Origin of the sequence: Bacillus niameyensis, from assembly GCF_001375535.1 — a bacterium.
In the GTDB taxonomy this organism is placed as follows: Bacteria; Bacillota; Bacilli; order Bacillales; family Bacillaceae_C; genus Lederbergia; species Lederbergia niameyensis.
This window is the reverse complement of sequence record NZ_LN831197.1, coordinates 2,026,387-2,043,156: the sequence shown is the minus strand read 5'-3', so window position 1 is coordinate 2,043,156 and position 16,770 is coordinate 2,026,387. Positions and strand designations below refer to the sequence as shown.

The following is a 16,770-nucleotide window of genomic DNA, read 5'->3' as shown; positions in this document are numbered from 1 at the left end:
GATAAATGGTTTCTAACACTTCTCTCTGCAATGGTTGCAGTGGTTTATCACTTTTCAAAGCGGTGTAAACCTGCCTAATATAGAAGTTTGTTAGATTGTATAAGTTGTTGCCGTTTGCACATAATTCTTCAAAATAGGAAAATAGACGATGGCCTTTTTTCACATCCATTTGATAGGTACGATATTCCTTTCCTTCATCTCGTTCCATGTTATCACCTCGTTTCCATACTATTATTTTACTATACAGAACGTATGTTTGCAATCTATTACATGCTAATTTATAACAAAATAAGCCGATTCATCCCACGACTGAAGTCACGGGTGTTCTCGGCTTAATCATAAAATTGGTTACAGAAATTATAGGAAAAGTAGAAATAGGATAGGAAGGTAAGGCATTAGGTTAATCGAATTGACTTAAAAACAAGGGATGCTAGTCAACAACACTGGCATCCCTTTTCCTTCACATATAATTACCCCATTATTTCCATTTTAGCTTTTTGAATAGCAAAAGAAATGGTTGTTCCTTTACCTAAGGTACTTTGGATTGTTAACCCTGTTCCATACAATTGTTTTAACCGCTTGTTCGTATTAATTAGTCCAATTCCTCTCGTTCTTTTTGAATCATCGGGAAGTAAAAGCTGTTCTACTGTTGTCTCATCCATTCCTACACCATTATCTTCAATTTTTACTTCTGCAAATTCAGCGAAATTTGTAATTTTAATTAATACTGTTCCACCGTGTATTTGCTTTAACACACCGTGGCGAATCGCATTTTCTACAAGTGTTTGGATGGAAAGAGGGGGAATGTATAAATCTAAGTTGCCATCAACCGCCCATTCAACCTTTAACATATTGCCAAATCGTTCCTGTTCGATATGTAAGTACGCCCTTACTAGGTCAAGCTCATGTTCGAGAGGGACGGAACTTTGCAAGTTAATCGGATCAAAGCTCTTCTGTAAATATTGACCAAACTTATCTAAAAGAGTTGCCATTCTAACTGTGTCCAGTTCACTTAAAGATGCGATTGTGTTCAATGTGTTAAATAGGAAATGTGGTTGTATTTGTGCCTGAAGCCATGCCGCCTCCATACGCAATCGTTGATTAATGGACTGTTTTAAATTAGTTAAGCCGTTTACCCGGGCTTTTAACTCTAATCCATTAATGGGCTTAGTGACATAATCATTGGCTCCTGATAATAAACCGGTGATAACATCCTTCTCATCGCTTCTTGCTGTTAAAAGTAAAACAGGCAATTCAGAAATTAAATAGCTTTGGCGGATTCTCCGAGTTAGTGCATATCCTGACATATTTGGCATCATTACATCTACAATGATTAAATCCCATTCGTAAATGGTTAGATAATCCAAAGCTTCTTCACCGCTCGTAACCGAGACTAGATCATATTCATTTTCCGGCAGAATATTCGATAAGACTTTTAAGTTAACGGCATCATCATCGACTGCTAAAATCTTCGGTCGATTGCCATCAAACTTAGTAAAGGATTGCTCCAGCTCCACTTCCTTACTTTGCTTCACTTTATACGGAGTTTCTATCTGAGGCTGTTCTGACTGCTCTGTGTTTACCGAAAAATCTAGTGTAAAAGTAAAAATGGAGCCTTTTCCAAGTGTTGAATCAACTGTTAATGTCCCTCCGTGCATTTCGACTAATTGCTTACTTATGTTTAAACCAAGTCCAAGTCCACCTTCTGTCATACCGCTGGTTCCCTGCTCATATGGTTCAAAGATGTTTTTTTGAGTTTGTTCATTGATACCTATGCCTGTATCGATGACATGAATTTGAGCTTGACCGTGTTTTTCTTCGGCTTTAATTAAAATAGTTCCTTTGTTAGTAAATTTAATCGCGTTGTGAACAAGATTATATAAGATTTGTATTAAGCGATTTTTATCGGCAAAAACATCTGGGTAATGGTCAGGAATGTCGATGACTAAATGGACTGGTTTCCTTTCAAGCATATACTGGAACATATCGAAAACACCGGATACTACGGTCCTTATATTTACACTCTGCTTCTCGATATGAAAACCTAGTTCTTTCATCCGAGTTATATCAATTAAATCGTTCAACATGAACGACATTCGTGAGCTAATCGTTATTAAAAGTTCTAAATTACTTTTTGTAGTTTGATCCAAGTTATTATTTTTATTACTTAAAATGGACTCAGCAATATTAATAATGCCATGGAGTGGATTTCGTAATTCATGAGAAGTGTTCGCAAGAAACTCGTCCTTTAATTGATCTTCCTTTTGTAACCTTCTATTAAGTTTCTCTTTTTCTTCAGATTCCTGAAAGAATTGTTTAAACCAAAACGTGGAGAAACATACAATTGCAATGATTAAATCATATGGATAGAAAGAAAAATATGGGGTAATTCCCGATGCACGTAAAATACCCCATAACAGGCTTGAAATAGCACTAATTGCAGCAAGCAATATAAATAATAGATCTCTCTTTTCAATGATGATTGATTTGAAAACGAGGAAAATGATAGTACAGAAAGAAAGCACTAATAAAATAAAATTATAGTCAATTAAAGTAATATATTTTAATGGTAGACTTATATCAATAATCCCTACAACCGTACAGACGATGGATAGGTAATTAAGAATTTTATGTTTATGCTGAGCAAAAAACAGGTGATTGATATATTGCAGAAGGCAGGCAGTCATTCCCAAAAAGGAAAATTTTATTAGCCTATAATACCATTCGTAATTTAAATGAAAAATGGTTAAAAGTAAGCGATCGTCATCAAGGCCCACACAAATAGCAAAGAAAAAGATACCAAGAGCAAAGAAAAGTAATTCCTTTTTCTTTGGCTTTAAAGTAAACAATATAAAAGCGTATAAACTATGGATTAGCATGACTACAATAACTAAAAATTGCATGGACGCGGAGTAATAATAGTCCTTATTGACAGCATTTAATGTTCCAAATTGTATAGGCTTCTGTATACCTCCTGCTCCAGCATGATCATAATTCGACACATGAAGTAGTAACTCTATTTCCCCGCTCTGATTGGCCTTTAACCCGGATGAAATGGGGAGTGCACTCGCTTTGTGAGTTTCTGGACTTGTGGAAGGGTGTCCACTCATTGCGGATGCTGCACCATTTATAAATAACTTACCCGCGGTTCGAATAGAAGGAAACTTGATCTTATATTCTTGCTCACTGGCTTCTTTTGGAAGGAGAATTTTCAAACGATATGTACCAAAGCCGTATGCTGGTATGTTTTGTTCTGAAAAATGTTCGTTCCAGTCACTCGGGACGGATAAGGTCAATCCTTTGGAATTATCTCCTGAAGTTAAAAGCTGGTTAGGAAAAAACTCCCAATCCCCCTCCAAAGGCAACACATCCTCTTTGGCAAAATCCCATTCTCTAAGATCTAGTATCCCCTCATCTGCTACTGGAGGATTAGCTGAATGATGATGGTGGGCTAACCACATTACTCTTAAACTAGTTAAAGCAAGAAAAAACAAGCAAGCTATTAAAAATGTCTTTGATTTGATTATCTTAAGCAATAAAGCCAACACCTTGCACGATATAGTTTGGATTGATTAAGGATCATATACATTTAAGATTATTATCAATTCCGAAATGGTTTCAAATTTATGTTTTCTCACGAAATAAAAACAGAAACCGATATTTGTGTCTTAATCACAAAATAGTACTTTTATGTCGATATTGCATGTACCAATTTTCGATCAGTGGACTTATGGATAGATCTAATCTTTCCAAAGCCTTTTTTAGCTGAGCGTATTGATGATCAACTAATACTCCATAGTTAAATGTTGCGTACAGTTTCATTAATGAAAAATGGGCATGTTCATCTTCAGGTGAAATAGAACATATTTTGAGATACCAAGTCTCAGCCTTTTCTATTTCATCATTTTCCTCATACCATTTGGCCAATTGGTAAGCAGTTTTGATCCATAGTTGGTCCAAGCGGTATCGCTCAGCTTCAACCCATATATAATCATAGTTTTGTAAGTAAGAACCTGAATATAAACGGACCATATTTTCATATTTTTCGGCTGCGGTTTTATCTTGAAGAGGAGGGGCAGCTTGAATCATCTGCTCCCAATCGATGATGTCAATACGACTATTTTGCAACAATAGCTTATATCCTCCAGCTTGATTTTTTATAGACAAATACTCCCTTAGAGGATGTAGGGTTTTACGTGTATGATAAATGGCCGTATATAACTGTTGAAATGCCTTTTCTTCTTCCATTTCTGGCCAAAGTATATCTATAAGTTCGGTTTTATGAGTGGATTTTTCAAGATTATGTAACAAATAGAGAAATAACTCCTGAGATTTCGATGTTCGCCACTTAATATTGGGCAAATCTTTATTTTGGAAAGAGAAAGTTAAATCACCAAAAACATTTATTTGTAATGGTTCTCCGATTGGCAGTGGCTGTAGCTTTAGTTGAGCTTGTAATTTTGTTTCAATTCTTTCTAAAGTTACTTTCAAGCGGTCTAGCTGAAGGGGTTTCATTATATAATCAAGTGCATTCAATTCAAATGCTCGAAGTGCATATTCTTGATAAGCGGTCACGAATACGACCAGTAGAGACGAATTCACTTCAAGAAGTTGCTCCGCTAATTCCAATCCATTCTTCCTTGGCATCTCTATATCCATAAAAACGACTTGAACTTTTTCCAATAAAGAGAAATGTTTCTCAATATCGAAATAAGTTAATTTGGCTATAACTTCAACATCACTAATTTTCTGTAATTGTAGCTCCAGATAATCCAAGGCTAAAGGTTCGTCATCAATTAACATTACCTTCACGAATATCCCCTCTTAAACGTTTATTTATAGACATTGTATGAGATAGATGCAAGTAAAACAATGAGAAGTATAAATATTATCATATCTTTATAGGTGAAAAAGTGGGCATGATGAAGCACATTTATTTGGAAATAAGTCTTTTTACCTAAGCGGAAAGAATATTTTCATTACAGATATATGAAGATTGTTAAGAAATTGTTGAGTACGAATCGCTAAAGTAGGTTTAGTTTGAAAACTATAAAGATAGCAATGGAAGGGGTAGAGCAAGTGAGGAAAAAAATCAGTCTGCTGTTTATTACGTTACTAATCTTGCAGACGATATCTAATGGTTATATTTCTGCACTTCAAATAAGTGCTGAAGAACGCGAACCAAACGTGTTTACAAATATAACTATAACAGATGCTGGAGAGGAATCCTCAGCTGTGGATGTTCATGTTGAATGGTCTCTTAAGGATGTAGATGTTGAAGTTGGGAAAAATTATGAACTTCCGATTCCTGAAGAGATAAGCATCCAACAGGAACAGACTGGGATATTGTTAGATGGGGAGAATGAAATAGGAGAATATAAAGCTTCTACGGACGGGTTCATTTCAGTTAGCTTTATCGAAAATGCTGAAGAGCACCCAGAAGCAAGCGGAAATTTTGTTATTCAAGCTGAACAGGTAATCCAAGAAATTTCTGAAGAGGAAACGGATCAGTTTGAAACGCTAGAAGAAGATACAGAACGAGACAATGCTGTAGAACAGCAGGAAGAAGAAAAAGCCACGGACAACCAAGAATCCGAAGAAAAAATAACTGATTCAGCTGAAAATGAACAAGCGAAGGTTTCTGAAGATAAAGAGAAGGAATCAGTTGGTGTTGAAAAAGAAGTAGAGAAAGAAGAAAATACCGTATTAGATAATGAAATTGTTGATCAAGTAACAACGAAAGAAAAGCATGGTTTTATTTTAGAACTAGACAAAATAACAGACCTTAATGGAGAACCATTTACAGAAGATAGCTTACTAGATCCAAAAGATGAGTTTTATTTAAAACTCGACTGGCATTTAAAAAATGGACATAACTATAAAACGGGTGACATCGAAATATTTTCATTGCCAAAGGGAATCAAAATAATTGAAGAGATGACGGGGGAGTTAGAAGACCCTTCCGGTGAAGTCGTTGCAACTTATAAAATCACCACGGATAAAAAAGTGGAATTAACGTTTACAAACTTTGTTGAAACACACAGTAACGTAAATGGCTGGTTGCAAATTATTTCAAAACTAGATGAAGAAAATGTTGAAGTGGAAGACGGGGAAGCGATTATTGATCCAATTGGTGAAGAGGGCAATATCAGAATCCCAATTGAACAAGGTAACAAAGAAAAAACTATTGAGAAAAAAGGAACACCGAATAAAGGATATAATGCCGATGAAATTCGTTGGGAAGTCATCATTAATAAACTTAAAACGTCTTTAACTAATGCAAAGGTTACAGACACGCTTCCTGCAGGTACGGAATACAAAGAAGGCAGTTTAAAAGTTATAAAATTAAGAGTAGATTTGTACGGAAATGTATTAGGTGATGGAGAGGAAGTTGACGTAACTGGAGAAACAGTTGTTGACGGTGAATTAATCATCCCACTCGGTGATATTAAAGATGCCTATCGCATTGAATACGTCACAACAGTCACCGACGATGATAAAAAGGAATTTACCAATAAAGCTGTGTTTTCAGATGATGAGCTAGAAGATGTTGAGGCAAATTCAAAAGTGACCATTAATCGCGGGGAAGCAATTAAGAAAAAAGCAGCGAAAAGCTATAATCCAAAAACAGGGATTATTGAATGGGAAATTGAGTTTAACTACAATCAAAAGTCTTTAACAGATGTTATTTTAAAAGATGCATGGACTCCAAAAGGCAAGATGGAGTTTGTCGAAGAAAGCTTGCTATTTCAAGAAGTGACCATTAATGAAGACGGTCAAGCGCACCCTACAGGTGAAGCAGTAAAACTACCAGCAGGTGCCGAACTCGTTAAAGGCGAAGATCAATTTGAAGTGACAAGTATTACAACGGATAAAGCTTATAAAGTAACGTATCAAACAAAAGTGAAAGACCGTGTATTAGATGGCTTTAATATTGCAAATACAGCCGGATTTGGAAATGTCTCTACTGGGTCTGGCGCAAATGTTGGTACGTATTACGGATCAAAATCAGCTGGAACGATTGATTATAAAAATAAAACCATTGATTGGAAAATTGAGATTAACCATGATGAATACCCAATGGAGAACATTAGTATCACAGATACATTGGGTAATGGGTTAACTTTAAAGAAAGACACGATCAATATTACAGTCGATGGAAAAAAACATGAAGATTACACACTTTCAGGTGATAATCCCTTTAAAATTGATTTTCCAGCTAACTTTACAACGGATAAAAAGATTGTGATCACGTATAAAACAGACTATGTTGCTGATGAGGTGCCAAATCATAGACCGAAGAATAAAGCGGCAATTACGTGGACACCTGAGGGCGGCAATGGTCCCATCACAAAAGAAGTCGAAGCAGGAACGGAACTAAATGAAAACACGAAAAACAATGACTGGAAGAATGGATCCTATAATCCTGCAACGAAAGAAATTACATGGACGATTTATACAAACTACCGTGAAAATCAGATTGATAACTTAATAGTGAAAGATGCGCCTCAAGGTAATCAGAAGATTATCAAGGATTCAGTTGTTGTTACGGAATTAGCAATAGCTGCAAACGGAAATATAACGGAAGGCCAGACCCTAAGTTCCAGCGTTGCGAGTATAGATGAAAATGCCAATACATTACAAGTAAATATTGGCAATACAAATAAAGCATACAAAATCGCATACAAAACATCACTCGCCGATTTAAGTGATATTCAAAAAGAATATGTGAATAAAGCCGAAGTACTGGATGGCAGCCAAAAGATTTCCGACTTACATGCTAAAGTAGGTATTGCGAAATCTGATACGTATGGTGAAAAGTCTGGTTATCAAGATGGTAAACAAGTCCATTGGTCTGTAAAAGTGAACTTGGGGCAGCAAAAGATTAGTAATTTAAAACTAGAAGATACGATCTCCGCTAACCAAGAGTATTTAATCGATACAATTAAAGTATATGAAGCATCAGTTGATAGAAATGGAAATGCAACTAAAGGAAAAGAAGTTGATCCAGATAACTATAAATTAACGTATACCCCGGGAGATCTGGTGTTTACTATTGAATGGAAGAATGAGGTGGAACGTGCGTTTATCGTAGAATACTCCACACTATTCTTCGAAAAGCATAATGGTGAGGTAACCAATACCTATAAAATAACAGGAGATAATATCATTAAAGACGGCAAAACTGATGGTGACGGTACAGTAACGATTAAACAATTATCATCAGGTGGAGGATCAGGAGAAGCAGGCTATCTTGTTATTGATAAAGTCGATGTAACTTATGGCAGAGACGAGGCAAAATTAGAAGGGGCTGTGTTTGATTTAATTGACCCAGAAAGTGGAAAAGTATTAAAAACCGGTACAACAGATGAAAATGGTCACATTGATTTTGGTCGTTTGCTCTTTGGGGAATATGAGTTACATGAACGGATTGTTCCATATGGTTATGTCACGCTGGAGGAAAGACAAACGATTGTAATTGACAAGAAATATGAATTTAATGATGAAAGCAAAACAACGCACCGGATTGAAAACTTTGAACCTGTTTTTGCAGTGGAACTAACTAAAACAGATGATAAAGATAATGGAATATTATTAGATGGCGCCCAATTCACATTGTTTGACTCAGAAGGCAAGGAAGTTGGATCCGGAACAACAGAAAATGGCAAAGTCGTATTTGAAGATCTAAAACATGCTGGCACATATTATGTTCAGGAAACACAAGCACCAAAATACTATAAGCTGGATGAAACAGAACATAAAGTAATCATTGGAGAAAAAGAGAAAGTACCAGTGAAAATATCAGTTAAAAATAGCCTTAATCCAGGCAAAGGAAAACTGGAAAAGGTGGATGCTGATAACCCAAATACTGGGCTAGAACAAGCAGTATTTGATGTCTTTGATGAAAAAGGCTCGAAAGTAGATACGATTACTACAAATGCAAGTGGTGTTGCAACAACAAAAGAATTACCACCTGGAAAATATACAGTTCAAGAAAAAAAACCACCAAATGGATTTAAAGAATCTACTACTATATATGAGTTAATGATTCCAAAAGCGGACGATGTACTAGAATATAACATTGGTGAAGACGAAGGAATCATAAAAAATGAAGTTAAAAGGACCAATATAGTATTAACGAAAAATGATTCAATTAATAAGAAACAATTTTTAGCAGGTGCGGAATTTGAATTAAAGTATGAGAGTGGGGATTACACTCATCCAACAACTACGGGAACTACTGGTGCAGATGGAAAAGTTACATTTGAGAACTTGAAACCAGGGACATATCAGATAATAGAAACAAAAGCTCCTGAAGGTTATATTCATATTCAGGATTCTGAGCCGATTATCGTTGAAGTTACACTAGATAACGTGCAAAAAGGCACGGATATAACCCTAAATATAAGCAATGACCCTTTAGCAGAAGTCATTGTGGAGAAAAGAGATAGTGAAACGAATGTTGCATTAGAAGGTGCTGAGTTTAAAGTAACAAATGAAACAACCGGTGATCCTGTTCTCACTGGGTTAAAAACAGATGCTAATGGTCAAATCCGGATCACTGGATTATTACCTGGAAAGTATGAACTAGAGGAAACGAAAGCTCCTCAGGGGTATAAACTGGATTCAACATCTCAGAGCTTTGAAGTAATAGAAGGTGTAGATACTACAGAACGGATTACCAAAACATTTTTAAATGAAATAATTAAAGGCTCTGTTGAACTTGTGAAAGTGGATGGGGATAATGATGCACCTTTAGAAGGTGTCGAGTTTACATTAATGGCTAATTCGTTGATAAACGGTGGAACTTATACAGAAACCACTCATACAACAAATGCCAAAGGCGAAATATCAGTCGATAATTTACGTCCAGGAAGTTACGTTTTCACAGAAACTGGAACACTAGATAAATACCAAACTCATTGGAAAGATATTGAGTTTACGATTAATTTGCAGAATGAAAAACATGAAGTAAAGATCGGAGAAATTGTAAACTACAAACTTGTAGATATCGATGTTACGAAAAACTGGAACGATAACAATGATGATGCCGGCTTGCGTCCAGAAAATGTAGAAATTGAACTGTACAGACAAGTAGAGAATGGTCAAAAAGAATATGTAAAAACAAAAGAAATTTCCGGTACCGGAAAACAATGGAAGTACACATTTACTGGTCTTGATGCAGTAGATTCAAATGGAAAGAAATATGAATATACGGTTAAGGAAAAGCAAGTAGAGGGCTATCAACAAGAAAGTCAAACGGGCAACCAGAAAGATGGATTTGTTTTAACGAACGTTTTAACAACATCAATAGACGTTCATAAAGTATGGAAAGACGAAAAAGAATCTGACCGTCCTGACAAAATTACTGTAGAACTTTATCGCACGGTTGATGACAACAAAGAATTGGTAGAAACAAAGACTATTAACTCATCTGATCATTGGAAACATACATTTACCAACTTACCTGTCTACGATAAAGCTGGCAATGCTTATGAGTACTATATAAAAGAAAAAGACATTGACAAAAAATATAAGTTAGAAGGAATTGTAAGGGATGGTAATTCTTTTACAATTACTAATGTCCGTACGGGTGAAACGAAGATAGAAGTAGAGAAAGCGTGGTTAGACGAAGGCGAAGCTTCACGCCCTGAAGCAGGTATAGTTGTAGAACTATATCGTAATAATGATGCTGATAAACCTCTAAAGACAGAAACAATTAAAGCAGATTCTGATTGGAAGCACACCTTTGAAAATCTAGCAGCATTTGACGAGGATGGAAAAGCATATACGTATACAGTTCAAGAACAACAAGTTGCTGGTTATACGCTAAAGGACATTGAAAAAACAGACAAAGGTTATAAGATTACAAATGTTCGTACAGGTGAAACAGCAGTAACAGTAGAAAAAGAGTGGAAAGATAATGGGAATGAAACAGGTGACCGTCCAGGTGAAATAACTGTTGAACTCTATCGAAACGGTAACCACTTAACTGATCTGGATACAATAATTAAAGCGGATGAGAAAGGTAAATGGAAATATACCTTCAAAAATTTGGCTGAATTTGATTCAGAAGGAAAAGCATATACGTATAAAGTAAAAGAAAAAGCAGTCAAAGGTTATACTAGCAGTAATGAACCAACAGAAAATGGCTATAAGATTACAAATCTGCGAACGGACACTATTGATGTAATTGGTGAGAAAACATGGGTTGAAGTGGATGAACAGTATCGCCCGGATTCAATTACAGTTAACTTACTTGCCAATGGTGAGCCAACTGGGAAGAACATAGAAGTAACAGAAAAAGATGACTGGAAATATGTATTCACGGGTCTTGATCAGTTTGATGAAGAAGGAAAAGAAATCAAGTACACGGTTAAGGAAGATAAGGTGGTAGGTTATCTGTCTGAAGTAGACGGTTATAACATTACAAACAGACAAGAAACAATCGAGATTTCTGGAACTAAAACGTGGAAAGATAATGGCGGGGGTCGTCCTGAATCAATTACCGTTCAGGTAATGAATGGTGAAACAGTTATAAAAGAACAGGAAGTAATCGCGGACGCCAATGGTGACTGGGAATATACATTCACAGATTTAGTAAAGTATGACTCAGATGGTAATGAAATTGAGTACACAATTAATGAACTGCCAGTTCCGGGATACAAAACTAAAATTGACGACTTCGACATTACCAACATTAGAACAGATAAAATTAATGTTGCAGGAAAGAAGACTTGGAAAGATACTGGGTCGGAAGATCGTCCAACTGAAATTACTGTTCAACTATTGTCGAACGGCAAAGAAGTTGACAGAGCTCCAGTAACAGCTGAAACAAATTGGATGTATAAGTTCACTAATTTAGAGGCTTATGATGATAATGGAATAGCAATTAAATATACAGTAGCTGAACTACAAATAGATGGTTATGAAACAATAATTAATGGCTATGACATTACAAACGTAAGAACAGGAACTACAAAGGTCACTGGTGAAAAAACGTGGGTTGAAGTAGATGAACAATATCGTCCAGAATCCATTACGGTAAATTTACTTGCAAATGGAATCGAGATTGATAAAGTGGAAGTCTCAGCTAAAACAAACTGGAAATATAGTTTCACAGAACTAGCTCAGTTTGATTCGGAAGGAAAAGAAATTAAGTATACGGTTGAGGAAGAAAAAGTCACAGGTTATCAATCAGAAATTAACGGCTTTAACATAACAAACACACAGGAAACAATCGATATATCAGGAGTAAAGACGTGGAAAGATAATAACAATGCCACGATAGACCGTCCGAATTCAATTACTGTGAGGGTAATGAATGGTAAAACAGTCGTAAAAGAACAAGAAGTAACCGCGAATGATAATGGAGACTGGAAGTATACATTCACAGATTTAGCAAAATATGATTTAGATGGTAATGAAATTGAGTACACGATCAATGAATTACCAGTTCCAGGATACCAAACTAGAATTGATGGCTTTGATATCATCAATACCCGCGCAGATGTGAAATCGATTGAACTGAAGAAGACATGGCTTGATAATGATTCAGCCGACCGCCCAGATTCAATTGAAGTCGAATTGTTTAGATCCGTTACTGATGAAGAAAAGGAATTAGTTGCTTCATACACACTTACAGGAGATGCAAATTGGTCATTAGAAGTAAAAAACCTTCCAGCATTTAATGAAGACGGGAAAGCTTATACGTATGAAGTGAAGGAAAAAGCAGTAGAAGGCTATGAAACATCGATAAACGGTTTCGACATTACTAACCTCCGTGTTGGTAAAACTTCAGTAGAAGGAACAAAAACATGGCTAGATGATGGTTCAATAGATCGTCCGGAATCCATCATTGTTCATTTACTGGCAAATGGTGAGAAAACTGGAAAGACGGTTGAAGTGACTGCCGATTCAGATTGGAAGTATGCATTCACAAACCTTGAGAAGTATGATGAGCAAGGAAAAGAAATTGCATATACCGTTGATGAAGAAGCTGTTAATGGCTACGAAAAATCTATAGCAGGCTACGATATTACTAACTTACGAGTCGGTAAAACCGAAGTTGAAGTCATCAAATTGTGGAAAGATGAAAATGAAATAGATCGTCCAGACACAATTACAGTTAATTTACTGCAAAACGGTGCTTTTTATAAAGAATACGAAATAACAAAAGAAAATGATTGGAAATTAATCATCACGGATCTGCCGAAGTATGATGAAACTGGTAAAGCTTATGAATACACTGTTAAAGAACATGATGTGCCAGGTTATGTATCAAAAGTCAATGGTTTTAAGATTACAAATACACGTACTAACCTAAAGTCGATTGAAATATCAAAAACATGGCTTGATGATAATGCAGCAAATCGTCCAGACTCAATTGAAGTAGAGTTATTCAGATCGATTGCTGATGACAAGAAAGAACTGGTTGATACAATTAGAATTTCTAAAGCAGATGGTTGGGTATTTGAAGTTGTCGATATACCGGCTTTTGACCCTGATGGAAAAGCTTACACGTATGAAGTTCAAGAAAAGGCAGTTAAAGGCTATAACACTAGTATTAATGGCTTTGACATCACAAACGTTCGAGTAGGCAAAACTTCCGTAGAAGGAACAAAAACATGGAAAGACGATAACTCCAAAGATCGTCCTGAAGTGATTAAAGTGAATCTCCTTCAAAATGGTGAAGTGATTAATACGCGAGAAGTGACAGCTGAGTCAGACTGGAAATACAGCTTCAAAGATTTAGAAAAATACGATGAAAATGGTGTGGCTTACGAATATACTGTGAATGAAGAAGCAGTTAAAGGATATGAATCCTTAGTAGAAGGATTCAACATCACGAATCTTCGTATTGGCAAAACTTCCGTAGAAGGAACGAAAACATGGAAAGATGATAACTCCAACGATCGTCCAGAATCCATCAAAGTCAACTTGCTTCAAAATGATGTTGTAATTGATACTGTTGAAGTGACAGCGAAGGATGACTGGAAATACAGTTTCATAGACTTAGAAAAGTATGATGAAAATGGGGTCGCATATCATTACACAGTAAAAGAACACGGTGTCCCAGGATATAAATCGGAAGTCCAAGGATTTGATATTACGAATACTCGCTCCGAAAAGACATCTGTTGAAGTAACTAAGGGCTGGTTAGATGATAACGCAGAAGATCGTCCGCACTCTATCCAAGTTCACTTGGTTCAAAATGGTAAAGCCGTGAAAACTGCTGAAGTGAAGGCGGAAAATGATTGGAAATATATTTTTGCTGACCTGGATGCTTATGATGAAAACGGAAAAGCATATGTTTATTCTGTTAAGGAAGAGCATGTAGATGGCTATAAAACAGTCATTGACGGCTTTAATATCACCAACATCCGTGTTGGCAAAACTGAAGTTCTTGGAAAGAAAATCTGGAAAGATGATAACTCCGAAGATCGTCCAACATCCATAACAGTCGAATTACTGCAAAATGGAATAGTGGTAGATTCTAAAAAAGTTACGGCCAAGGATGATTGGAAATATAGCTTTGCTGAATTGGAAAAGTACGATGAAAACGGTGTTGCTTACACTTATACTGTAAAAGAAAAGGCGATTAATGGATATGAATCCACTATTGATGGTTATGACATCACAAACGTTCGTGTTGGAAAGACAACTGTAGAGGGGACAAAGACGTGGAAAGACGATAATTCCCAAAATCGTCCAGAAGTAATTAAAGTACACCTTCTTCAAAACGGTGCTATTTTTAAAACACAAGAAGTAACATCGGCAACTGACTGGCAATATCGTTTTGCTGGATTAGATCAGTACGATGAGAACGGTGTTGCTTACAAATATACTGTCAAGGAAGAGCCAATCAAAGGCTATGAATCGACAGTAGATGGTTATGACATCACAAACCTTCGTGTTGGTCAAACAGCTGTAGAAGGAACGAAAACATGGAAAGACGATAACTCTCAAGATCGTCCAGAAGTGATTAAAGTACACCTTCTCCAAAACGGTGAGGTTATCGAAACGGAAGAAGTAACAGCAGCAACAGACTGGAAGTACAGTTTTTCAGGTTTAGCGAAATACGATAAAAATGGTGTAGCTTACAAATATACTGTAAAAGAAGAGCCGATTAAAGGTTACGAATCTACAGTAGATGGCTACGACATTACGAACGTACGAGTAGGCAAAACTTCTGTAGAAGGAACGAAAACATGGAAAGATGATCATTCTAACGATCGTCCAGAATCTATCAAAGTGAACTTGCTTCAAAACGGAGTCGTGATCGATACTGTTGAAGTAACGACGAAGGATGACTGGAAATACAGTTTCAAAGATTTAGCGAAATACGATGAAAATGGTGTTGCGTACCAGTACACAGTGAAGGAGCACGGTGTCCCAGGATATAAATCAGAAATTCATGGATTTGATATTACGAATACCCGTACAGACAAAACGTCTGTTGAAGTAACTAAAGGATGGTTAGATGATAATGCGGAAGATCGTCCAGCATCTATCCAAGTTCATTTGCTTCAAAATGGTGAAGTCATTCAAACAGTCGTAATGAAGGCAGAAAATGATTGGAAACATGAATTTACCGATCTTGATGCATATGATGAGAATGGCAGAGCTTATACCTATACTGTTGAAGAAGAGGCAGTAGCAGGTTATAAAACAAAGGTAGACGGTTACGATATCACTAACCTTCGTATCGGTAAAACAGAAGTCACTGGCAGCAAGATCTGGAAAGATGATGAGTCATCAGATCGCCCAGCATCTATCACTGTCAACTTACTTCAGAACGGAAAAGTAGTAGATTCCACAGAAGTCACGGCAGAGAGTAACTGGCAGTATAGTTTTACAGAATTAGCGAAATACGATGAAAATGGCGTGGAATACAAATACGCGGTTCAGGAAATGGAAGTAGTCGGTTATGAAACAACGATAGACGGCTTTGACATTACGAACGTGCGAGTTGGTCAAACAGAAGTTTCTGGATCTAAGACATGGAAAGATGATGAGCCTCAAGATCGACCAGACTTTATCGTCGTAGAGCTTTTGCAAAACGGCAAAGTCATTGTGACGAAAGAAGTGACTGCTAGCGACGAGTGGACCTATCATTTTAGCAATCTGGAAAAGTTTGATGAAAATGGTAAAGAGTACACCTACACGATTAATGAGCAGGCAGTTACTGGGTATGAAATGACTATAGATGGTTATGACATTACAAATAAACTAATCTTCGGTACCGTTGAATTGACAAAGTATAACGAGAACGGTGAAGTTTTAGAAGGGGCAGTATTCGAGTTGCAAGATCATGCTGGAAACATCCTTCAAACAGGATTAACAACAGATCAAGCAGGAAAACTTATTGTCTCTAACTTGAAACCAGGTGATTATCAGTTTGTAGAAGTAAAAGCACCTTCAGGTTATGAATTGGATCAGACACCTATCCTCTTTACAATTGAGAAGGGGCAAGCCGAAGTAACAAAGGTCAAAGCTGTTAATCATAAAACACCTGAGTCACCAAAGCCTGAAAGACCAGAACCTAACAAGCCAGAACCAAATAGACCAGAACCAAATAAACCAGAATCAAATAAACCGGGATCAACTATTGGTAACGGTAAAGATCCAAGTACAACACCAAAAGATCCAAATCACGAATTACCAAATACAGCTACAAATTACTATAATAAGATGTTGCTTGGAGTAGGATTGTTGATCATTGGTTTATCTCTGTTCCTTTTCTATCGTAGAAGAAGAGCGGAATAA

Annotated in this window: 3 protein-coding genes and 1 pseudogene; 1 reads left to right on the top strand and 3 read right to left on the bottom strand. The window is 36.5% G+C overall.

The genetic code is table 11. The features are described from left to right. From BN1243_RS22315 to BN1243_RS09675, 3 genes and pseudogenes are all read right to left on the bottom strand, one after another. Positions 1–208, bottom strand: a pseudogene (locus BN1243_RS22315) (RNA-guided endonuclease InsQ/TnpB family protein); the annotation flags it as partial. 262 nt (positions 209–470) lie between these two features. Next, positions 471–3,536, bottom strand: coding sequence for an ATP-binding protein (locus tag BN1243_RS09680; RefSeq protein ID WP_062106336.1), 3,066 nt, complete (start codon positions 3,534–3,536; stop codon positions 471–473). A 136-nt stretch (positions 3,537–3,672) separates the two neighbouring features. Next, on the bottom strand, positions 3,673–4,803 hold the full coding sequence (locus BN1243_RS09675; protein ID WP_230200314.1) for a response regulator: 1,131 nt from the start codon (positions 4,801–4,803) through the stop codon (positions 3,673–3,675). Between the two features lie 276 nt (positions 4,804–5,079). Here BN1243_RS09675 and BN1243_RS22080 point away from each other — a divergent pair, with 276 nt between their 5' ends. Continuing rightward, on the top strand, positions 5,080–16,770 hold the full coding sequence (locus BN1243_RS22080; RefSeq protein ID WP_062106331.1) for a Cna B-type domain-containing protein: 11,691 nt from the start codon (positions 5,080–5,082) through the stop codon (positions 16,768–16,770).

Coding starts and splice junctions, on each gene's coding strand:
- BN1243_RS09675 (WP_230200314.1), bottom strand. CDS start 4,803: ATGTTAATTGATGACGAACCTTTAGCCTTGGATTATCTGGAGCTACAA.